Origin of the sequence: Streptomyces sp. NPDC060000 (assembly GCF_042737375.1) — a bacterium.
In the GTDB taxonomy this organism is placed as follows: domain Bacteria; phylum Actinomycetota; class Actinomycetes; order Streptomycetales; family Streptomycetaceae; genus Streptomyces.
Map to the genome: position 1 here is coordinate 15,978 of NZ_JBHWUU010000072.1, position 20,218 is coordinate 36,195.

At 72.5% G+C, this 20,218-nt stretch carries 15 protein-coding genes; 9 read left to right on the plus strand and 6 right to left on the minus strand.

All coding sequences use genetic code 11. From position 1 onward, the window contains the following. Positions 1-11 precede the first annotated feature (11 nt). The 5 genes from ACFWBB_RS31625 to ACFWBB_RS31645 all read left to right on the plus strand — a co-directional run bounded on the left by ACFWBB_RS31625 (position 12) and on the right by ACFWBB_RS31645 (position 4,677). The gene (locus tag ACFWBB_RS31625) at positions 12-1,514 is read left to right on the plus strand and encodes an MFS transporter (protein ID WP_385279159.1); all 1,503 of its coding nucleotides are present in this window, start codon (positions 12-14) and stop codon (positions 1,512-1,514) included. Between the two features lie 123 nt (positions 1,515-1,637). Further along, entirely contained in the window at positions 1,638-2,651 is a 1,014-nt protein-coding gene (locus ACFWBB_RS31630) for a Ppx/GppA family phosphatase (protein ID WP_385279161.1), read from the plus strand. 159 nt (positions 2,652-2,810) lie between these two features. Then, positions 2,811-3,827 carry an iron-containing redox enzyme family protein gene (locus ACFWBB_RS31635; RefSeq protein ID WP_385279163.1) on the plus strand — a complete coding sequence of 339 codons (1,017 nt, stop codon included), beginning with the start codon at positions 2,811-2,813 and terminating at the stop codon, positions 3,825-3,827. Between the two features lie 21 nt (positions 3,828-3,848). Then, entirely contained in the window at positions 3,849-4,499 is a 651-nt protein-coding gene (locus tag ACFWBB_RS31640; RefSeq protein WP_385279165.1) for a HemK2/MTQ2 family protein methyltransferase, read from the plus strand. Continuing rightward, a complete protein-coding gene (locus tag ACFWBB_RS31645; protein ID WP_307166705.1) occupies positions 4,480-4,677 on the plus strand; it encodes a CDGSH iron-sulfur domain-containing protein in 198 nt (65 codons plus the stop codon). The genes ACFWBB_RS31640 and ACFWBB_RS31645 overlap by 20 nt, the downstream gene beginning before the upstream one ends. Positions 4,678-4,910: 233 nt before the next feature. On the opposite strand, the gene ACFWBB_RS31650 is transcribed toward ACFWBB_RS31645, so the two are convergent. Further along, positions 4,911-5,345: a protease inhibitor gene (locus tag ACFWBB_RS31650; RefSeq protein WP_385279167.1), complete on the minus strand. Its 435-nt coding sequence runs from the start codon at positions 5,343-5,345 to the stop codon at positions 4,911-4,913. A gap of 343 nt (positions 5,346-5,688) precedes the next feature. Here ACFWBB_RS31650 and ACFWBB_RS31655 point away from each other — a divergent pair, with 343 nt between their 5' ends. After that, a complete protein-coding gene (locus ACFWBB_RS31655) occupies positions 5,689-6,264 on the plus strand; it encodes a hypothetical protein (protein WP_385279169.1) in 576 nt (191 codons plus the stop codon). A gap of 430 nt (positions 6,265-6,694) precedes the next feature. Continuing rightward, positions 6,695-7,864: a lactate 2-monooxygenase gene (locus ACFWBB_RS31660; protein WP_385279171.1), complete on the plus strand. Its 1,170-nt coding sequence runs from the start codon at positions 6,695-6,697 to the stop codon at positions 7,862-7,864. 492 nt (positions 7,865-8,356) lie between these two features. On the opposite strand, the gene ACFWBB_RS31665 is transcribed toward ACFWBB_RS31660, so the two are convergent. From ACFWBB_RS31665 to ACFWBB_RS31680, 4 genes are all read right to left on the minus strand, one after another. Then, a complete protein-coding gene (locus ACFWBB_RS31665; protein WP_385279173.1) occupies positions 8,357-9,994 on the minus strand; it encodes a ricin-type beta-trefoil lectin domain protein in 1,638 nt (545 codons plus the stop codon). Between the two features lie 450 nt (positions 9,995-10,444). Further along, positions 10,445-10,822 (minus strand): toxin Doc, encoded by a 378-nt coding sequence (locus ACFWBB_RS31670; RefSeq protein ID WP_385279175.1) that lies wholly within the window; start codon positions 10,820-10,822, stop codon positions 10,445-10,447. Positions 10,823-10,825: 3 nt separating this feature from the next. Beyond that, positions 10,826-11,071 (minus strand): hypothetical protein, encoded by a 246-nt coding sequence (locus ACFWBB_RS31675; protein ID WP_328477119.1) that lies wholly within the window; start codon positions 11,069-11,071, stop codon positions 10,826-10,828. 133 nt (positions 11,072-11,204) lie between these two features. Further along, the gene (locus ACFWBB_RS31680; protein ID WP_385279177.1) at positions 11,205-13,478 is read right to left on the minus strand and encodes a glycoside hydrolase family 9 protein; all 2,274 of its coding nucleotides are present in this window, start codon (positions 13,476-13,478) and stop codon (positions 11,205-11,207) included. Between the two features lie 218 nt (positions 13,479-13,696). On the opposite strand from ACFWBB_RS31680, the gene ACFWBB_RS31685 reads away from it, so the two are divergent. After that, positions 13,697-14,263: an isochorismatase family protein gene (locus ACFWBB_RS31685; protein ID WP_385279179.1), complete on the plus strand. Its 567-nt coding sequence runs from the start codon at positions 13,697-13,699 to the stop codon at positions 14,261-14,263. 183 nt (positions 14,264-14,446) lie between these two features. Here ACFWBB_RS31685 and ACFWBB_RS31690 read toward each other — a convergent pair whose 3' ends face one another. Then, on the minus strand, positions 14,447-17,533 hold the full coding sequence (locus tag ACFWBB_RS31690) for a glycoside hydrolase family 2 TIM barrel-domain containing protein (RefSeq protein ID WP_385279181.1): 3,087 nt from the start codon (positions 17,531-17,533) through the stop codon (positions 14,447-14,449). 288 nt (positions 17,534-17,821) lie between these two features. On the opposite strand from ACFWBB_RS31690, the gene ACFWBB_RS31695 reads away from it, so the two are divergent. Beyond that, on the plus strand, positions 17,822-20,191 hold the full coding sequence (locus ACFWBB_RS31695) for a SpoIIE family protein phosphatase (protein WP_385279183.1): 2,370 nt from the start codon (positions 17,822-17,824) through the stop codon (positions 20,189-20,191). Positions 20,192-20,218: the final 27 nt, after the last annotated feature.

Here is a 20,218-nt window from a genome sequence, read left to right on the forward strand (position 1 = left end):
AGTGGTTCCCCATGTCCCCGAAGACCTTGACGGACGGCACCCTCGCGGGCGCCGAACAGGGGCCGTCCGCAGCGTCCACCAAGAAGTGGTGGATCCTCGCGGTCGTCGCCCTGGCCCAGCTGATGGTGGTGCTCGACGCCACCATCGTGAACATCGCCCTGCCCTCGGCCCAGGCCGACCTCGGCTTCTCCGACGGCAACCGGCAGTGGATCGTCACCGCCTACGCCCTGGCCTTCGCCTCCCTGCTGCTGCTCGGCGGCCGGACAGCCGACCTCTTCGGCCGCAAGACGGCCTTCCTGATCGGTGTCGTCGGCTTCGCCGCCGTCTCCGCCCTCGGCGGCGCCGCGACCAACTTCGAGATGCTGGTCACCGCCCGCGCACTTCAGGGCGCCTTCGGCGCGCTCCTCGCGCCCGCCGCGCTCTCGCTGCTGAACACCACGTTCACCGACGCCAAGGAACGCGCCAAGGCGTTCAGCGTCTACGGCGCCATCGCCGGTGCGGGCGGCGCGGTGGGCCTGCTGCTCGGCGGCGTGCTGACCGACGCGCTCGACTGGCGCTGGACGCTCTACGTCAACGTGGTCATCGCCGTCGTCGCCTTCGCGGGCGGCTGGGTGCTGCTGTCCAACCACCGCGACGCCCAGAACTCCAAGCTGGACGTGCCCGGTACGGTCCTGGTCGCCGCCGGTCTGTTCTCCCTGGTGTACGGCTTCTCCAACGCCGAGACCCACGACTGGGACTCGCCGCGCACCTGGGGCTTCCTGATCGCGGGCGGGGTGCTGCTCACGGCCTTCGCCTGGTGGCAGACGCGGGCCGCGCACCCGCTGCTGCCGCTGCGCATCCTCCTCGACCGCAACCGCGCGGCCTCCTTCTTCGCCGTGCTGATCTCCGGCGCCGGCATGTTCGGCGTGTTCCTCTTCCTCACGTACTACCTCCAGCTGAACCTGGGCTTCAGTCCGACGAAGACAGGTGTCGCCTTCCTGCCGATGGTCGCGGCGCTCATGGTGGCGGCGCAGATCGGCACGACGGTCCTGGTGCCGTGCCTGGGTCCGAAGACGGTCATCCCGCTGGGCTTCGCGATCGCCGCGGTGGGCATGGCCTGGCTGACCGGGATCGGCGTCGGCTCGCACTACCTGAGCGCGGTGCTGCCGCAGCTGGTCATCACCGGTCTCGGCCTCGGTCTGGTCATGCCGCCCGCCATGCAGCTGGCCACCGGCGGGGTCGCCGCCGAGGACGCGGGCGTGGCCTCCGCCACGGTCAACGCCATGCAGCAGGTCGGCGGGTCGATCGGCACCGCCCTGCTGAACACGCTGGCCGCGAGCGCCGCCGCCGACTACCTCGCGGGGAAGAACCCGGCGGACAAGCTGGTCCGGGCGCAGGCGACCATCGAGAGCTACACCACCGCCTTCTGGTGGTCGGCCGGCTTCTTCGCGGCGGGCGCGGCCATCGCGTTCGCGCTCTTCCGCCGAGGGGTGCCGGAGCAGGACGCGAACGCGGCGCCGGTGGTCCATATGTGACGGGCCTTCGGCGGGAGCCGCACCGGGGAGAGGGACCGCCGTCCACCGGGGACGGCGGCCCCTCCGTGCCGTGACGCCGAAGGGCTCGGCAGGCAGAGGTTTAGGCCTGGGTACTCGCGGTCCATGAGAATCAGCGTGCTGGACGTGGGGTCGAACACCGTGCGGCTGGTGGTGGCGGACGCGGCGGGCGGGGTCCCGCTGCCCGTGCACACGGCCAAGTGGCGGCTACGGCTGTCCGAGCAGGTGGCGCCGGGGGCCTCCATCCCGGACGAGGCCGTGGAACGCCTCGTGGCCGCGGTCGCCGCGGCGGCCCGGACCGCGGACCGGTGGGGGGCGGCGGGCCCGCTGGCCTTCGCGACCGCCGTGGTCCGCTCGGCCCCCAACCGGCACGAGGTGCTGCGTACGGTCCGCGCACGGACCGGCGTCGCGCTGTGCACCCTGCCGGGCGAGGTGGAGGCCGAGCTGACGTTCCTCGGGGCCCGCCGCTGGATGGGCTGGCGCTGTGGACCGCTCGCCCTGCTGGACATCGGGGGCGGTTCCTTCGAAGTGGCCTTCGGCCGGGGCCGGCTGCCGGACTTCGTGGCCTCACTGCCCCTCGGGGCGGGCCGCCTCACCCACGACTTCTTCGCCGAGCAGGACCCGCCGCCCGCGGAGGCCCTCCGCGCGGCACGGCGCAGGATCCGCCACCAGCTCAGGGACGTGGCCGCCCGGGTCCGCTGGGAGGGTCCGCGCACGGCGGTCGCCACCTCCCGCACCTTCCAGCAGCTCGGCAGGCTGTGCGGGGCCGCCCCCGGACGGCACGGCCCCTTCATGGACCGCACCCTGCACCGCAGCGACCTGGGCGAGGCCATCACCACCCTGGCCGCCCTGCCCGCCGCCGAACGCGCCCGGCTGCCCGGCATTTCCGCGCCGCGCGCCGCGCAGAGCCTCGCCGGTGCCGTGATCGGACACACGGCGATGAAACTGACCGGACTGACCTCGGTCACGGTCTGCCCGTGGGCGATCCGCGAGGGCGTCATGCTGCGGCACATGGAGGACGGCCCGGCCTGGTGGGCGGAGGTCGCCCGGCTCGCCGACGACGAGGAGGCCGCGATCCCGGAGCCGGTGCCGCTGCGCCTCGCGCAACACGGACCCTGACCCTGCCCCTGACCCCGACGCGCCCGGGAGGAGTCCCAGGGCGACCGGGCCCGGCCGCCCCCGGGGTTTCGTGGACCGGAGGGCGATCGTCGCGGTGTGCGGTCGGCCTCGGTCTCTACGCGCGTGGGTGACCCGGCCTCCGAGGGGTACCCGCCACGCATGGCACATGACTCCCAAGGGCCACGGCTGCCGGTCACCCGGGGACCGGTCTCCGCGGCCGTCCACGGGTACCTCACGGGCGCGGGTCCGCTCCCGCCGGCCGAGACGGTCGCGTCGGCGTCCCCGTACGGCGACGACCTCCAGCTGGCCCTGTATCTCTGCTACGAGCTGCACTACCGCGGTTTCGCGGGCGTGCCGCCCGACCGTGAGTGGGATCCCGCCCTGCTGCGGGTCCGGGCCGCGCTGGAGCACCGTTTTCTGACCGCCCTGCGCGAGGACACACCGGTCCACGACTCTGTCGAGGACGCGCTCGCGGAGCTGCTCGTCGAGCCCGTGGAGGGTACGGGTGTCAGCCATTTCCTCGCGGCGGAGGGCGAGTTGTGGCAGGTGCGCGAGTACGCGGCCCAACGGTCCCTGTACCACCTCAAGGAGGCGGACCCGCACGCGTGGGTGCTGCCGAGGCTGTGGGGCCGGGCCAAGGCGGCGATGGCGGCGGTGGAGTTCGACGAGTGGGGCGGCGGCCGCCCCGAGCGCGTCCACGCGCAACTGTTCGCGGACCTGATGACGGACCTGGGGCTGGACACCACCTACGGCCGCTATCTGGACGCCGCGTGCGCCGAGACGCTGGCCACGGTCAACATGATGTCCCTCTTCGGCCTGCACCGGTCCCTCAGGGGCGCCCTCGTGGGCCACTTCGCTGCGGTCGAGATCACCTCCTCGCCCGGTTCCCGGCGGCTCGCGCAGGCGATGCGCCGCGTGGACGCCGGACCCGCCGCCGTGCACTTCTACGACGAGCACGTCGAGGCCGACGCGGTGCACGAGCAGGTCGTCCGTCACGACGTCATCGGCGGTCTGCTCGTCGAGGAACCGCACCTGGCCCCCGACATCACCTTCGGTCTCGACGCCACCGGGTATCTGGAGGACCGTCTCGGCGCCCGCCTGCTCGCGGCCTGGCGCACGGGCGAGTCCTCCCTGCGCACGCCGATCACCGACCGGGAAAAAGCCGATATTTCGTGAAGGCCGGGGTACCCGGTGATCGTGAATCCCCTGGTACTCCCGGGCGTCTACGCCCCACAGGAGGACACCGCCCTGCTCGCCGGGGCGCTGTCCGAAGAACCGTTGCTGCCGGGCGCCGACGTCCTCGACGTGGGGACCGGCACCGGCGCGCTGGCGCTGGCCGCGGCGCGGCGCGGCACGCGGGTCACCGCGATCGACGTGTCGTGGCGGGCGGTGTACTCCGCCCGCCTCAACGCCTGGCGCGAGCGGCTGCCCGTGCGCGTCCACCGCGGCAACCTCTTCGCCCCGGTGCACGGCCGGTCCTTCGACCTGATCCTGACCAACCCTCCCTATGTGCCCGCGCCGGCCGCCGGGACGGGACGCGGACCGGCCCGGGCCTGGGACGGGGGCGGCGACGGACGGCTGCTGGTCGACCGGATCTGTCTCGAGGCGCCCCGGCTGCTGCGCCCCGGCGGAGTGCTGCTGATGGTGCACTCCGCGCTCAATGACCCCGCGAGCACCCTCACGGTCCTGCGCGCGTCCGGTCTGAAGGCGTCCGTCACGCGACGTCATCGCATTCCCTTCGGCCCGGTCCTGCGCGAGCGGAAGGGCTGGCTGCGGGAGCGGGGTCTGCTGTCCGCCGCCGACGAGAACGAGGAGCTGGTGGTCGTCCGTGCCGAACTCCCCTGCTGACAGACCCTGCCGGATCAGCGTCCAGCGACGCGGTCCCCTGCTCGTCGAGGGGCCGGTCGAGGTGGAACTGGAGGACGGCACCACGGTCGCCTCCGACCGCTTCCGGGTCGCCCTGTGCACGTGCCGGCGCAGCCGCCGCTATCCCTGGTGCGACACCAGCCACCGGGAGCGCTCCTAGCAGTCCCCGAGGTTCCCTGCCGGAAACCCTCCGCCACACATTCCGCCGCGGCCTGCGACGCGCCGCGTCCTTCGCCGCGTCCTGCTCAACGCGTGATACCGGAGGCCGGCGGGCAGCCCCACACCGCCCGACGGCCTCCGGGTTACGGGATCACGGTGCTCCCGTGCCAGGGGCTCGCACTCCCCACTTCACGAGCCTCTCTCGGCGTCCACGAGGACTCCGCGATCCCGGTCTCAGAACGCGAAGAGGCTGCTCCTGGCAGCGTTCTTCACGCACTCGTTGGCGAAGGCGCGCTCGAAGGAGACGCGCTTGCCCTGCCACACGCCGTCGACGGTGACGACCACCGGGTCGTACTGCTTGGTACACATGGCGTCACCCGGCCCGGCCAGGACGTCGAGGTTCCCGCCGGCCGCCCGCAGTTCGGCGCAGGCGAGGGCGGCGGCCGGGTGGGTGCCGGAGGGCGTCGGGGCGCAGTTCAGGGTCACGGCCCGGGCCGCGTCGACGGTGGCGGCGCTGTCTCCGTGGCCCACGGTCAGCACGAGCGCCGACGGGGCGTACAGGGAGGTGGGCGCTGCGGCCGGGGCGGCGAGCGCGGACCCGGTGAGGGATCCGCAGACGGTGGCGGCCGTGAGGCCGAGGGTCGCTGCCCAGCGCGCGGTGTTCCGCATTGTGTGCATCCTTCCGCTCGATTCGGGGGTGCCGGTCCGGCTCGGTCGGTGCCGAACGCGACGAGCGCGAGTCTGCCTAGTCCGCAGCCGAATCTCACATCGACCCCATGGGTTTCAGTAACCTTGCGTATTGAATCAGTGGCGAGAAGTAACAGAATTCGAGCGCCGCAACGCCGTAAGCAAGCGCTTCATGATCCCTTCGGTTGGCTCGATGACCGGTTTTCATAGCTTCGTTAATCGGCCTGAAACATTCCGCTCCCGGTCCGGTCCGGTCCCGTTCCGCTCTCGGCGGACTTCTTCGCGACCCCTTGCGTTCATGTACCTGCGGAGTAATCGTCATTACATGATTACGACCGAGCAGACAGAGAAGCTGAGGGGCTGGTTCGCGTGTCGACTGCCCGACGACCTCTTCGAGGAACTCGCCGAGGTGACCGTCGACCGCGAGGAGATCACCGTGGTCGGCCGCGTCGCTCCTCCCCGGCTGGCCGAGGGCGCCCCGGCCGCCGAGCGGGAGGCCGCCGTCACCGCCCGGATCCAGGAGTTCAGGGAGCGCACCCGGGAGACCCGGATGGCCGTGGCCCGCGACGCCGAGCACCACTTCCGGCGGAAGGTGTCCTGGGGTGTGCTGTGCGACGGAGAGCGTGCGCTGTTCACCCACGTGGCCGCGCCCGTCATGACCCGGCTGCGGCAGCCCGAGCGCCAGGTCCTCGACACCCTGATCGCCGCGGGGGTGGCCCGCAGCCGCAGCGACGCGCTCGCCTGGTGCGTCCGACTGGTGCAGCGCCACACCGACGACTGGCTCGGCGAGCTGCGGGACTCCCTCGAACACGTTCAGCGGGTGCGGGCCCAGGGGCCGGACACGGACCCCGACCCGGAGGAGGCGGCGGATTCGTCCATTCCCGACGTGAAAGAAGGATGATTCGTCCTCCAGCCGGGGTCCTGTGCCACGCCGTACGTTCGGCGCATCCCCTTCAGGACGGCATCCGCCCAGATCACCCATCCGGTGACGGGACAGCCGTTCCCTGTGCCGCGCCACCCCGCGATCCACCGCCGACCGCCCGTTGCAGGGGCCTGGTATACGGGGTCGAGGGAGCCCGGCCGGCCCGGACCGTGGAGGTGCCGGTGCCGCCGATCACCGGTCCGGCGCGCAGGCCGGCGAAGCCGCCGCCGTACCGTCCCCGTCGGCCGTCGGCCGTCGGCCGTCGGCCGTCGACGGCTGAACACCGATCCGGTGAAGACCGATCCGCTGAACACGATCCACCGGACCGTCCCCACCTACCCGCCGGTATGGTCGCCCTGCGACGGCGACGCACGCTCGACCAAGGGACGGCGAAAGGCGGGACGTACGGATGGCGAAGCACTGGGCGGACTTCCAGTACGAGATCTATCTCAACGGGATGACCGGCGCGGTCCCCCGCCTGCCCACCGATCTGACCCGGCTCGAGGAACTCACCGAGCAGCGCCTCGGGCCGGGGCCGGTCGGCTATGTGGCGGGCAGCGCGGGGGACGGCAGCACGGCGCGGGCGAACCGGGCGGCTCTGGAGCGCCGCCGGATCGTGCCGCGCATGCTGCGCGACGTGCACGAGCGGGACCTGTCGGTGGAGGTGCTGGGTCGCGCCCTGCCCGCGCCGCTCGCCCTCGCACCCGTCGGCGTGCTGTCGATCATGCATCCGGAGGCCGAGTCCGCGGCGGCCCGGGCGGCGGCGGCCCAGGGGGTGCCGTACATCCTGTCGTCGGCTTCCAGCACGCCGATCGAGCAGGTGGCCGAGGCGATGGGGGACGCCGAGCGCTGGTTCCAGCTGTACTGGTCCAAGGACCGTGAGGTGACCCGCAGCTTCCTGCGGCGGGCGCGGACGAGCGGGTTCACGGTGCTCGTCGTCACCCTGGACACCCCGCTGCTCGCATGGCGGCCCCGCGACCTCGACCAGGCGTATCTGCCCTTCCTGCACGGCGTGGGCACCGCCAACCACTTCACCGACCCGGCGTTCCTGGCGGGCCTGGCCAAGCCGGTGCACGAGGACCCGAACGCGGCCGTCCTGCACTTCGTCAGCCTTTTCGCGGACCCCGGCAAGACCTGGCCGGACCTGGCGTTCCTGCGGGAGAACTGGGACGGGCCCATCGTCCTCAAGGGTGTTCTGCACCCCGACGACGCCCGGCTGGCCGCCGACGCCGGGATGGACGGCGTGGTGGTCTCCAACCACGGGGGCCGTCAGGTCGCCGGGTCGGTCGCGGCAGCCGACGCGCTGCCCGGGGTGGCGCGTGCGGTCGGTGACCGCCTGACGGTGCTGTTCGACAGCGGGGTGCGCACCGGCGACGACGTCTTCAAGGCGCTCGCCCTCGGCGCACGGGCGGTGCTGCTGGGCCGCCCCTACGTCTACGGCCTCGCGCTGGACGGGCAGCCGGGAGTCGAGCACGTGATCCGCTGTCTGCTCGCCGAGTTCGACCTCACCCTGGCACTCTCGGGCCACGCGAGCCCCGCGACCGTGGGCCTGTCGGACCTCACCGAGAACGCCGGCTGACGGCGGCCGTGCGGCACCCCCGCACGGGCGTCCTGACCGGCGATACACGCGGCCACCGACCACAGCCACACACGCGTGTGCCACCCGGGGGTCGGGCCTCCGACGCCGTACGCGGCCACCGACCACGGCCACACACGCGCGTACCGACCGAGACCCGGGACCTCCGGCGCCGCACGCGGCCACCGACCACGGCCACACACGCGCGTACCGACCGAGACCCGGGACCTCCGGCGCCGTACGTGGCTACCGGTCCCCACCTCCCGCGTCCCGACCGGGACCGGGTCGTCCGACCCGGGTCGGGTCCTTCGCCGCCGCACGCGACCGCCCATCGCAGCACGCGTGCGTGCGAGCGCGGGCCGGATCCCTCGCCGCCGCACGCGACCGCCCATCGCAGCCACGCGTGCGTGCCGAGTGGGGGCCGGGCCCTCCGGCGCCACGCAGCCGCGCAGCGGCCGTCCGTCGGCGCCGGCCCTGGGCCGGGTCGCTCGTCCGTCAGGCGGTGCCGTCCGCCAGGTTGACCGGCTGGGCCGACGGAGGCGCGTCCGTGCCGGTGACCGCGAGGGAACCGGGGGTGGCGGAGGTGACGTCGGTGAGCCAGCGCTGGCCGGTGGAGTGGTCACGGACCCTGACGACCAGGTCGGCGCCGGGTTGCTCGCCAGCCGGCGCGAGGGCGAGCGCGTCGTCCCAGCGGGGCAGCAACTCGCCCTGCACGGTGAGGTCGTAGCGCACGTCGTCCGCGCGGGCTTCGGTGGTGTCCGCGCACGCGCCGAGGATGACCACCCCGGCGTCCGCGTGGGAGTCCACGCACAGGCCGGACTGGGCCACGCTGCGCACCTGCCCGTCGTCGTCGTACGACCACTGCTGGGTCACGTCGGAGGAGCAGTCCTGCAGTTCGACGGCGGCGCCCGCCTTCGCCTCGCCCCGGATGTCCAGGCAGAGGTCGGCGGCGGCGTTGCGCAGCCTCGTCTGCCGGGGCGCGGTGGGCAGTTGGGCGGTGTCGGGAGCCGTGGGCGAGGCGCTGGCGGCCTGCGAGTCGATGCCGGGGACGCTGCCGCTGGTGGAGGCGGCCGGATCGGCACCGCCGTCGTCCGACCACATGCCGGCGGCGAGCAGCGTGGTCAGCAGCCCCGCCGAGGCCAGGCCTACGCCGGTGAACAGCGCGCGCGGCGAGCGGGGCTCGCCCGACGCCCGCCGGCGCGGCGAGGGGATGCGGGAGAGCAGGTTGCCGCCCCGGCCGCGCGACCCGCCGCCGCCCCGGTGCCGAGCGGAGCCCTTGAGCCGCACCGTCTGCTGCTTGGCGCGGCCCGGGCGGGTGTCGTGGTAGCGGCGGGCGCCCCAGCCGAGCACCGCCTCGGCGAGCAACACACCGAGGCCGTTCTCGAAGTGGCCGAGCTGTTCGGCGGCGGCACGGCAGTAACGGCACTCGTCCAGGTGCCGCCGCACGTCGGGCAGGAGGTCGCCGCCGCGGCGGATGGGGACGTCGAGGAGCCGGTTGTAGAAGCGGCAGTCCTTGCTCGGCGCGAGGTCCCGGTGGGCGCGCACGACACCCTCGCGGAGCTTGTCCCGGGCCTGCTCCAGGGCGCTGGACACGGTCTCGGTGTCCATACCGAGCAGACCGGCGGCGACGGTGACGTCCTCGGCCTCGACCTCCACGTGCCACAGGACGCAGCGGGCGACCGGGGGCAGGCCCTGGAACGAGCGTTCCGCCAGCACCCGGTTGTCAGGTATCAGGGATTTCGCGGCCCGCATCCCACGGGCGCCGGCCGGCTTGCGCAGCACCGGCAGGACGCCGGACAGTCCCTCGTCGGCGGACCACAGCCGGGCCGTGTCCCGCACCGTCACCAGCAGCCGGGGCCGCAGCGCGGTCCCCGGTTCGCCCAGTTTGAGCCGGTCGAGGACCTGGTGGAAGGCGGCCGCGGTGACCATGGACGCGACGCTCCCGGCGGAGGCGAGGCAGATCACCGCGTACTCGTGCACCGGTCGCCAGTGCCGTGCGATCAGCAGGGCGGTGGACTGGGCGACCTCACTGTCCGCGCCGCCACGTATCCCCGCGGCGAGCGACTCGTCGGATTCTCCGGGACCTCCGCCGGGCGGAGGGTAGGGCGGACGAGGAGGCTGGGGGGTGGGCACTGAGCGAGTTCCTTTGGTACGTACCTGTTCGGTGCGGCAGGGAGCGCGAATTCGCCTCCGCCGACGAACGCCGGGGACCCGGCCATGACCCCCCGCACGGGTGGCTCACCTTTGCACAACTGAGTCACGCACAACAAGGCGAGGGCTGCAGCCGTGCTTTGTTGATGAAAAGTCGATAGGCGAAACGGGCTCACATCGGGCCTCGCGCATTTCGACAGCGCCTTTCGAGGGCCTACGGCCGTCCGGCCGAATACCGCCCTCGCGCCCCGTGTGAAACACGCGCACACGGCGGTGCGCCGTACACGCTCCCGGCACACCGGCCGACGCAGTTGGCTGGAACCGGCCACTTCCTCGGAGGCCCCGCGCAGGACGGCGGCTCTCCTGCGCGAAACGGCCGCCGGCCTTGTTCCTCCCGCCCTCGGCCGGCGGCCCTGAACCCTTTGCACCCGCCTATATCTGCCACGACCGCAGCCGGTCCGCCGCGCCATAGACGTCCGTCTTGCCGTCGAGCAGATCCCTGGCGAGGTCGACGAGCGCGCCGTACGGCGGGTCGATGCCCACCCCGCTGGTGAACATGTACGCCACCGCCGTCGCGCAGGCGAAGCGGGCGTTGGCCGCGGGCAGGGGCTTGAGCAGGGTGAGGGTGTGCAGCAGTGCGGCGGCCCGCCAGGCCGGGTCGGAGTCCACGCCGAGCTTGGGCGGATCGACCCGGTGCCGGGCCACGGCGGCGACCAGCGCCGAGAAGTCGTTGACGGTGGGCTGCTCGGGGAGAACCTCTTCGTGGCGCTGGAGCAGCCAGGGCACGTCGATATGGATGACGGATGTCATCGGTCAGGCGACCCGCCCCTCGCCCTGCACGGAGAGTTCGTCGTCGGGGAAGGCCGCGGCGAACTCGTCCGCGTGGGACGCGAAGAACCTGCGGAAGGCCTCCGCGCCCTCCTGGAGCGCCCGGTGCCGTGCGATGTCGGCCGCGGCCGCCTCCCGCACGAGTGCCTTCATCGACGTACCGCGTTCCTTGGCGATCTGCCGCAGGTCCTCCAGCTCGCGATCGCTGAATTCCACATTGAGGGCTGGCATGCCCTGCACGGTACCGCGCGGGTACTTACTCGTAAATATCCCCAGGTCAAACGGATGACCACGCGGTACCGCAGGGTGTCAGGGCCTGCCCGCTCCTGATCGGAGAGCAGCCGACCCCGACCTGCCGTATCCGTTACCGCGCCCCTGGCCCGCCCCCGCTGGTGCGCTGTCCCTGGTCCGCCACGAAGTCGGCCAGCCGGGCCAGCGCCGCGTTCCAGTTGATCGCGGTCTCGTTCGTCGACCAGGACTGGATGTCGTCGATGTAGCAGAACTGGCCCACGCAGCCCTGGAGCTTGCCCTGCGCATAGGGGTCCTGGATGCCCGAGTTCGCCCCGCCCGCGAGGGTCCCCGGCGGCGGGTCCGGCAGGTTCGGGTCCAGCTCGTGCGCGTACCAGCGGCTGTGCTGGTGATGGGAGTTCACCTCGCCGTAGCCGGTGACGTACGAGACGTTGAGCGCGTTGCGCCCGAGGACGTAGTCCATGCTCTGGACGGCCCCGGCCCGGTACTTCGAGGCGCCGGTGAGGTCGTAGGCGGTGGCGATGACCACGGCGTTGTTGAGGACCTGGTGGCTGGAGCCCCAGTCGTAGCGGTTGCCGTCGGGGGCGTAGGGCATGCCGTACGGCTGCGCGGCCAGCGTGGCGAGGTAGGTGTCGGCGCCCCGCACGACCGACCCGCGGACCTTGTCGCGGCCGGGCAGCCGGTTGGGGACGGTGGCGAGGTCGAGGCGGCCCGCGGCGGCCGTGCGGGACCAGTCGAAGCCGTTGGGGACGAAGATGTCGGCGGTGTGTGCCGGGGAGTTCAGCACCCGGTCGGCGAACTGCTTCTCCCCCGTGCTCAGATACAGCTCGGCGGCCGCCCAGTAGAACTCGTCGGTCGCGTCCTCGTCGTTGTAGGCGCCGCCACCGGTGCCGTCGTTCGGGTCGGCGTACACCTGCGGATGCGCGAGAGCCGCCGCGAAGGCCTTGCGCGCGGCCGCCAGCGCCTTTGCCGCGAAGGCCTTGTCGTAGGGCCGGTACAGACGGGCCGCCTGGGCGGCCGTGGCGGCCAGGTTGAGGGTCGCGGTGGTGGTCGGCGGGTGCAGTTCGCGCTTCTGCGGGTCGTCGCCCGGCAGCAGCGGCAGGCCGGTCCACCGCTCGTCGTGGATCTTGTGGTGGGCCATGCCGGCGAGCGGCTGCCCGTCCGGCACCTGCATCCTCAACAGGAAGTCGAGCTCCCAGCGGGCCTCGTCGAGGATGTCCGGCACCCTGTTGCCGCTCTCGGGGATCGCGAGCGTGCCGTCTCCCAGGCCGGCCGGGTCGCCGGTACGGGCCAGCAGGGAACGTTCGTAGGTGCTCAGCAGCTCCCAGGTCGCGATGCCGCCGTTGACGACGTACTTGCCGTGGTCGCCCGCGTCGTACCAGCCGCCGGTGACGTCGAGGGTGTAGTCGCACACCCCGGGCTGACAGGGCACCGCGGAGTCGCCCCGGTTGGGGGCCACGTCCACATGACCGGCCGCCCTGCCGTAACCGGGCCGCAGGTCGTCCCGTATCGCGATGCCGCTGCGCTGCGTGTAGTAGTACTTCACCGCGTCCAGGCGCAGCCGCTCGTAGGCGGCGGTGCCGATGTCGAAGGGGCGGCTGGTCTCGCCGTCGGCGACCAGCGTGAAGCCCGTCCCGCGTGTGCGGTAGCCGCCGAAGTCGATGGAGTGGACGTTCTGTCCGGAGGAGGCGTCGGTGCCGCGCGGCACGCTCCAGCCGTGTGCGACCGTCTTCCCGGCGCCGTTCTTCAACCGCCAGGGCAGTTTCGCGGTGGCATCGGTGACCAGAGTGGCGTTCTTCGGTCCGGCGGGCAGATACGCGACCTGGTTCACGCGCACGCGTGGTCCGGTGTCGGGCCGGTACACCTCCGGCGGCACCCCGCCCAGCAGCGACACGTCGTCCAGGCAGAACCGCCAGGGATCGGCGCTGCCTCCGACCTGGAAGGCGACCTGCCCCTGGGTGCTGTCGACCGGCGAGGTGAACGTGTACGTGTACGCGTCCCCCGACCCGTCCAGCACCGGCGTCGCCTCGTACCAGGTGTCGTACGGCGACACCCCGAGCCCGACGACCGCCCGCACCGCGTGCCCCTCGGGCACTCCGGAGGCGCTGAAGGAGAACCGGTACGACGATCCCTTCACCAGGGTGATCGCGTCCTGACCGACGGCGGAGTCCCAGCGGTTGACGGTTCCGCCGGGCACGTCCGCGCACAGCCGGCCGTCGCTGAGACCGGCGGTGACGTTGCTGGTCCACCACGGGTCGGCGGTCGTGCCGAAGCCGCCGTTCCTGACCTGTTCCACCTCGTCGGCGCCGGCCTGCTGCGCGGGCAGCGCGGTGAGCGCCGCGCCCAGCAGGGCCGCGAGGCACAGCAGGGTGGTTCTGCGTCGTTTCACGTCCAGGCTCCTCGGGGAGTGCGGGACGCTCCGTACGCGATCCGGGTGCCATCGCATGGGAGCGCTCCCAGAGCGGGGTCGGAGGACATGCTTGTTGGAGTCATGACACCCCGTCAACGGTCCGGACGAGATGGCTTCCGGAGGCGTTGTCAGTGGGGCGCCCTAATCTGGACTGTCCGAACACCCGTCACGCGGACGACAAGGAACCGGAGGTCCTCATGACCACCCTGCCCGACCGGCCGAACACCGCCCTGCTCGTGATCGACGTCCAGAAGGGTGTGGTGGCGGGCGTGCCTCGGCGCGACGAGGTGATCGCGAACATCGACACCCTGCTCGGAGCGGCCCGCGCGCAGGACGTGCCGGTCATCTGGGTGCAGCACTCCGACGAGGACCTCGAACAGGGCAGTGCGGACTGGGAGTACGTCGAGGAACTGGTCCGCCTGGACGCCGAGCCCCTCGTCCACAAGAACTACCAGGACTCCTTCGAGGGCACCGAGCTGGAGTCGGTGCTCGCCGAGCACGGGGTGGGCCGGGTAGTCGTCACCGGCGCGCAGACGGACGCCTGCATCCGCTCGACCCTGCACGGCGCCTTCGTGCGGGGGTACGACGTGACACTGGTCGGCGACGCGCACGTGACGGAGGACCTCAGCAGGTACGGCGCTCCCGCCCCCGAGCAGGTGATAGCCCACACCAATCTGTACTGGTCGGGGCAGCGGGCGCCCGGACGCCGCGCGGGCACGGTGGACACGGCGAAGGTGACGTTCGAGGCGGCCGACGCCGGCTGAGGCGGCGGCATCCGGGCTCCGGGGCCCGCGCCGCAGTGAGGCTCGGACGGCGGTGGGACCGGGCTCTCCTGGCCTCGGGCGGTCCGGGCCGGGGTGCGCCGCGCCGGGCGACCCGGTCCGGACCAGGCCTGGCTCGGCCCGGTCCGGACGGGGCGACTCGCCGGTGGCCCGCCGCTCAGGCGCTCAGGCCTCGAACCTGGTGATGCGGGCCGCCCCTTGGACCGTGCCCGGTGCGCCGCTGATCAGCGTCAGCCGCAGCCTGGAGCCGCGTACCGGGTCGAAGGTGAGAGCCGTCGGGGTGTCCGAGGCGGTGGCCCAGGCGACGGCCGCCCCGGTGACCGGCCGGTAGCGCTCGCCGTCCCACACCTCGGCCTCGACCGACGCGGGCAGGCTGTGCGTGGCGTCGACGGTGAAGGACACCTCCACCCGGTCGAAGTCCCGGACGCGCCCGTAGTCCACGGAGACCCAGTCCCGCGGCCGGGCCCCGCCGAACGCGGGCAGCAGGGCGGTGGCTGCCTTGGTGAAGGCGTTGGACCAGCCGGTGGCCGGGTCGCCGTCCAGCAGGGCGGCGGGCAGGGTGTCCGGGCGGCCGGAGTAACTGGCGTCCGCGTACGGGTAGCTCACGGGTTCCGGGTGCTCGGGGGCGAAGGCGGCGGCCGGAGTGGTCGCCACCGAGCGGGCGTGCGTGGTGCGTACGGTGGCCGTGCCCTTGCGCAGGCCGTCCGCCCGTGCGGTCACCTTCAGGGCGCCGGCCCCGGTACCGGAGCGCACGATGGCGAGGGCCTTGCCGTGGAAGGCGGTGCGGGTACTGGCCTGGTAGCGCTCGGCGCTCTCCTCCCGCCCGTTGTCGAGGCCGGCCAGGGATCCGCCGGTCACCTCGAAGGAGATGAGGTGTTCGGCGTCGGGCACCACCGTGCCGTGCGCGTCGATCACGTCGGCGGTCACGAAGACCAGCGAACGGCCGTCCGCCGGAAGGGACTTGCGGTCCGGGGTGAGGCGTACGGCGTGCGGGGCGCCGGCCGTGCGCAGGACGTCGGTGGCGACCGTCCTGCCGCCCCGGCGGGCCACCGCCTTCAACTCGCCCGGCCGGTAGGGCACCTGCCATGTCAGGTGCAGTTTGCCCGCGCTGCCGTTGGGGCTGGTGTAACTGCCGGGGTAGGGGCCGGTGGTGAAGGTCTTGTCGTCGCCGGTGGCCTCGGTGGTCTCCAGGTAGGCGCGGCCGTCGGTGGTCCTCTTGGTCTCGAACCTCCGCACACCCAGGGATTTCCCGTTGAGGTACAGCTCGACGGTGTCGACGTTCGAGTACGCCCACACCTCGACCGTGTCGCCCGCCTCGTGGTTCCAGGTCATCGGCAGCAGATGGACCATGGGCTCGTCGGTCCACTGGCTCCGGAAGAGGTGGTACATGTCCTTCGGAAACCCGGCCGTGTCGACGGCGCCGAAGAAGGACGCCTTCACCGGGAACACGTTGTACGGGGTGGGCTCACCGATGTAGTCGATGCCGGACCACAGGAACTGCCCGGTGAACCACTTCCGGTCGCGGTCCTTCTTGTGGCCGTACTCGCCGCTCATCGTCCAGGAGGCGAGGTTGTTGTCGTAGGACGAGGTGGCCCGCCGGCCGGGTGTGTGGTTCTCGCCGGTGTTGAGGTGCTCCGGCTCCTGGTAGGTGCCGCGGGTCGAGGTCTGTGAGGACGACTCGGACTCGAAGAGGAACAGGTGCGGGTAGGCCGTGTGCAGGATGTCGACGGACCTGGCGGTGTTGTAGTTCAGGCCGAGGCCGTCCAGCCTGGCGAGCATCAGGTCGGCGGCGGAGCCCTTGGCGGGCGGGGTGCGGTACTTGTCCGAGCCGATGACGAGGGGGCGGGTGTCGTCGGCCGCCCTGATCGCGGTGATGATCCGGTCCGCCATGGCGAGTCCGGCGGTGGAGGTGGAGTCGGGGATCTCGTTGCCGATGGACCACAGGAGGACGGCGGGCGAGTTGCGGGCCGCGAGCACCATCTCGGTGGCGTCCCGCTCGCACCACTCGTCGAAGAACCGCCCGTAGTCGTACCGCGTCTTGCCGGTCCTCCAGCAGTCGAAGGCCTCCACCAGCATCACGATGCCCAGTTCCTCGCAGACCCGGATCATCTCGGGCGACGGCGGGTTGTGGGAGGTACGGAAGGCGTTGACGCCCATCGACTTCATGATCGTCATCTGTCGGCGGACGGCGTCGACACTGAGCGCGGCGCCCAGCGCGCCCAGGTCGTGGTGCAGGTCGACGCCCTTGATCTTGGCGTACCCGCCGTTGAGGTGGAAACCCTCCTCCGGATCGAAGCGGAAGGTGCGGATGCCGAACGGGGTGCGGTAGGTGTCGGTGACCCGGCCCGCGACGCGCAGCTCGGTCTCCAGCGTGTAGCGGTGCGGCGTCTCGAAGTCCCACCGCAGCGGATCGGTCACGGTGAGTTCATGGGTCTCGGTGTCCCGGTCGCCGACGCCGACCGTGGAGGACGTACGGGCGACGGTGCGGCCGTTCGGGGTGACGACACGGGAGACGACCTCGACGTCCGCGCTCGCGCCGGACGCGTTCGCCACGGTGGTCGCGACCCGGACGACGGCCCGTTCGTCGGTGACCTCGGGGGTGGTGACGTACGTGCCCCAGCGGGCCACGTGCACCGGCTCGGTGACGACGAGACGGGCCTCGCGGTAGATGCCGCTGCCGGAGTACCAGCGGCTGCTCGGGAGCCGGTTCTGCACCTTGACCGCGATCACGTTCTCGGTGGTGCCGTCGGTGTGCAGCAGGTCGGTGAGGTCGAAGGCGAAGCCCGTGTAGCCGTACGGGTGGCGCCCGACCTCGGTGCCGTTGCAGTAGACGTACGAGTCCATGTGGACACCGTCGAACTCGACCGAGATCCGCCGCCCCGTGTGGCCCGGCGGGAGGGTGAAGGCGAGGCGGTACCAGCCGAGGCCGCCGGGGAAGAACCCGGTGCCGCTGGTCGTGCCGTTCTGGGTGGTGGGCGTCTGCTCGATGCTCCAGTCGTGCGGGACCGCCACCTCACGCCAGGTCGAGTCGTCGTGGCCGGGGGCGGCGGCGTCCGCGTACTGGCCGGTCGGGTCGGTGATCCCGCCCGGGTTGACCAGCGCGAAGCGCCAGCCGTCGCGCAGCGTGACCGTGCGGCGGCCGGAGGCGCTCACGGCCGCCCCGGCGGCCTGGGCCACCGGCGTGCCGAGGAGCGCGCCGGCGGCCGGTGCGGCCGCGGAGGCGAGAAGTACCGATCTGCGAGTGACCGTCATGGTCGACTCTCCCTCATCAGGAACCAGAAGTACTCACAACTGATCGTTAACAAACAGAATCTGACGACGGGCCACTCCCGTCCGTCAAGGGCCCGGAGGTGCCTCCCGTCCCGGTGGCGCATTCGGGCGCCCTCACTCGAGATAGGCCGGTTTTACCCCTTGACCTCGGCGGGAACTCGCTGTCGTACCGAGCCATGGGGGTTCCCGTCCACGCGGGAGCGGGACACACTAGGCTGGAACGGAGGTGACGTGCCTGTTCACTGTGAGTGTCCGCGATGGAGTGCCGAGATGAGCCCGGAGTATCCGTTCGACGAGGCTGCGACGGCCCGGGCGGTCGTCGACGACTCCGGCGCGCTCATCGGGTGGAACGAGGGAGCCCGGACGCTGCTGGGCTGGACCCCGGCCGATGTCATGGGCCGGCCCGCCGCGGAACTGCTGGCCGACGGAAAGCCCGTCTTCACCGGACCACGCTGGGACGGGACGGTCACTTTGCGCCATCGCGACGGCCGACCGGTCCGGGTGTGGCTGCTCGCCCACCACTCGCCGGCCCGGGCCGGCGATCCGGGGCACTGGCTCGTCGTCACCCCGCTGACCGGGGGCGGCCCCGGCTCCTCGGACGACCTCCTCGCCACGGCGGGGCTGGTCCAGTCCCCCTGCGCCATGGCGGTCTACGACGAACGTCTGCGGCTGCGCCGGATCAACGACGCGATGCGTGAGGTCATCGGGCTGCCGGAGGAGCGCATCCGCGGGCTGCGGCTCGCCGAGATCAGCGGCGGCCCGCACAGCGCGGAAATCGAACAGCACATGCTGCGCGTGCTCACCAGCGGCCGCCCGCAGGACGTGCAGACGTACGCGCGCTCCGGCGGCGAGACCCGGGCGCACGCCTGGCTGGCCCGGCTGGCACCCGTCACCGACGCCGACGGCCGGGTGCGGGGGGTGTGCCTGGTAGCCCACGACTTCACCCAGAACCACCTCGCCCGCGAACGGCTCCAGCTGGTCAACGAGGCGAGCGTGCGCATCGGCAGCACCCTCGACGTCATCCGCACCGCGCAGGAACTGGCGGAGGTATGCGTCCCCGCGCTCGGCGACTTCGTCAGCGTCGACCTGCTCGACCCGCAGGACGGCGGGGAGCCGCCGAGCCGCTTCGCCCCGCCGCTGAGCCTGCGGCGCGCCGCGCACCACTCGGTGAACCCCGGCAGCCCGGAGGCGGTGGCCAAGCCCGGCGAGGCGCAGGAGTACCCGGCCGGATCGCCGCAGGCCGACTCGCTGGTCGCCGGGCACACCGTCATCGCCACCCTGGCGGGCGGCGGTCTGGACGCCTGGCTCGCCTGGGACCAGGCACGCGCCGCCCGCGTGCGGGAGCTCGGCATCCACTCCACGATGTCCGTCCCGATCCAGGCCCGCGGCATCACACTCGGCGTCGCGGTCCTCACCCGGTTCCGCCGGCCGGACCCGTTCACCCCGGACGACGTGCTGCTGGCCGAGGAGGTCACGGCCCGGGCCGCCGTCTGCATCGACAACGCCCGCCGGTTCTCCCGCGAGCGCGAGACCGCCCTCGCGCTCCAGCGCAGCCTGCTCCCGCGCACCCTGCCGCGCACCGCCGCCGTCGATGCCGCCTCCCGCTATCTGCCGGCCGCCCGCGCCGGGGTCGGCGGCGACTGGTTCGACGTGATCCCGCTGTCCGGGATGCGCGTCGCCATGGTCGTCGGCGACGTCGTCGGACACGGCATCCAGGCCTCGGCCACCATGGGCAGACTGCGCACCGCCGTGCGCACCCTCGCCGACATCGACCTCGCCCCCGAGGAACTGCTCACCCACCTGGACGATCTGGTCGTCCGGCTGTCGGAGGAGGCCGGTGGCGAGGGCAGCCCCGGCGAGGTCGGCGCCTCCTGCCTGTACGCGGTGTACGACCCCGTGTCGCGGCGATGCACCATGGCGCGGGCCGGGCATCCCCCGCCCGTGGTGCTCCGGCCGAACGGCGCGTCCCGGCGGGTCGAGCTGCCCGCCGGTCCCGCGCTGGGCCTGGGCGGGCTGCCGTTCGAGTCGGCCGAGCTGGAGCTCACCGAAGGCAGTGTGCTCGCCTTCTACACCGACGGTCTGATCGAGTCCCGCGAGCGGGACGTGGACGCCGGTCACCGGCTGCTGAGCGAGACGCTGGCGGCCCACTCGGACTCCCTGGACGAGACCTGCGACCGGATCCTGCACACCCTGCTCCCGCCCGGCGGCGCCGCCGACGACGTGGCCCTGCTGCTCGCGCGCACCCGGGGCCTGCCCTCCTCCCAGGTGGCCACCTGGGACATCCCCGCCGACCCCGCTCTGGTCGCGCCGATCCGCAGACAGGCGGTCGAGCAGCTCACCCGCTGGGAGCTGAACGAGGCGTCCTTCACCACCGAACTGGTGGTGAGCGAACTGGTCACCAACGCCATCCGGTACGGCTCCCACCCCATCCGGCTCCGGCTGATCCACGACGCGACGACACTGATCTGTGAGGTGTCCGACACCAGTCACACCGCCCCGCACCTGCGCCGGGCGAAGACCTGGGACGAGGGCGGCCGCGGCCTTCTGCTGGTCGCCCAGCTGACCCAGCGCTGGGGCAGCAGGCACACCGCCGAGGGCAAGACGATCTGGGCGGAGCTGAGCCTGTCCGAAGAGGAGTGAGACGCCCTTCCGCCCACTTGGCGGGCG

What these genes read in the sequence shown, in the direction of transcription:
- ACFWBB_RS31675 (WP_328477119.1), bottom strand. Translation starts at nt 11,071, where the DNA reads ATGCCAGCCCTCAATGTGGAATTCAGCGATCGCGAGCTGGAGGACCTG.
- ACFWBB_RS31670 (WP_385279175.1), bottom strand. Translation starts at nt 10,822, where the DNA reads ATGACATCCGTCATCCATATCGACGTGCCCTGGCTGCTCCAGCGCCAC.
- ACFWBB_RS31635 (WP_385279163.1), top strand. Translation starts at nt 2,811, where the DNA reads ATGGCACATGACTCCCAAGGGCCACGGCTGCCGGTCACCCGGGGACCG.
- ACFWBB_RS31690 (WP_385279181.1), bottom strand. Translation starts at nt 17,533, where the DNA reads ATGACGGTCACTCGCAGATCGGTACTTCTCGCCTCCGCGGCCGCACCG.
- ACFWBB_RS31625 (WP_385279159.1), top strand. Translation starts at nt 12, where the DNA reads ATGTCCCCGAAGACCTTGACGGACGGCACCCTCGCGGGCGCCGAACAG.
- ACFWBB_RS31685 (WP_385279179.1), top strand. Translation starts at nt 13,697, where the DNA reads ATGACCACCCTGCCCGACCGGCCGAACACCGCCCTGCTCGTGATCGAC.
- ACFWBB_RS31695 (WP_385279183.1), top strand. Translation starts at nt 17,822, where the DNA reads ATGAGCCCGGAGTATCCGTTCGACGAGGCTGCGACGGCCCGGGCGGTC.
- ACFWBB_RS31660 (WP_385279171.1), top strand. Translation starts at nt 6,695, where the DNA reads ATGGCGAAGCACTGGGCGGACTTCCAGTACGAGATCTATCTCAACGGG.
- ACFWBB_RS31650 (WP_385279167.1), bottom strand. Translation starts at nt 5,345, where the DNA reads ATGCGGAACACCGCGCGCTGGGCAGCGACCCTCGGCCTCACGGCCGCC.
- ACFWBB_RS31630 (WP_385279161.1), top strand. Translation starts at nt 1,638, where the DNA reads ATGAGAATCAGCGTGCTGGACGTGGGGTCGAACACCGTGCGGCTGGTG.
- ACFWBB_RS31655 (WP_385279169.1), top strand. Translation starts at nt 5,689, where the DNA reads ATGATTACGACCGAGCAGACAGAGAAGCTGAGGGGCTGGTTCGCGTGT.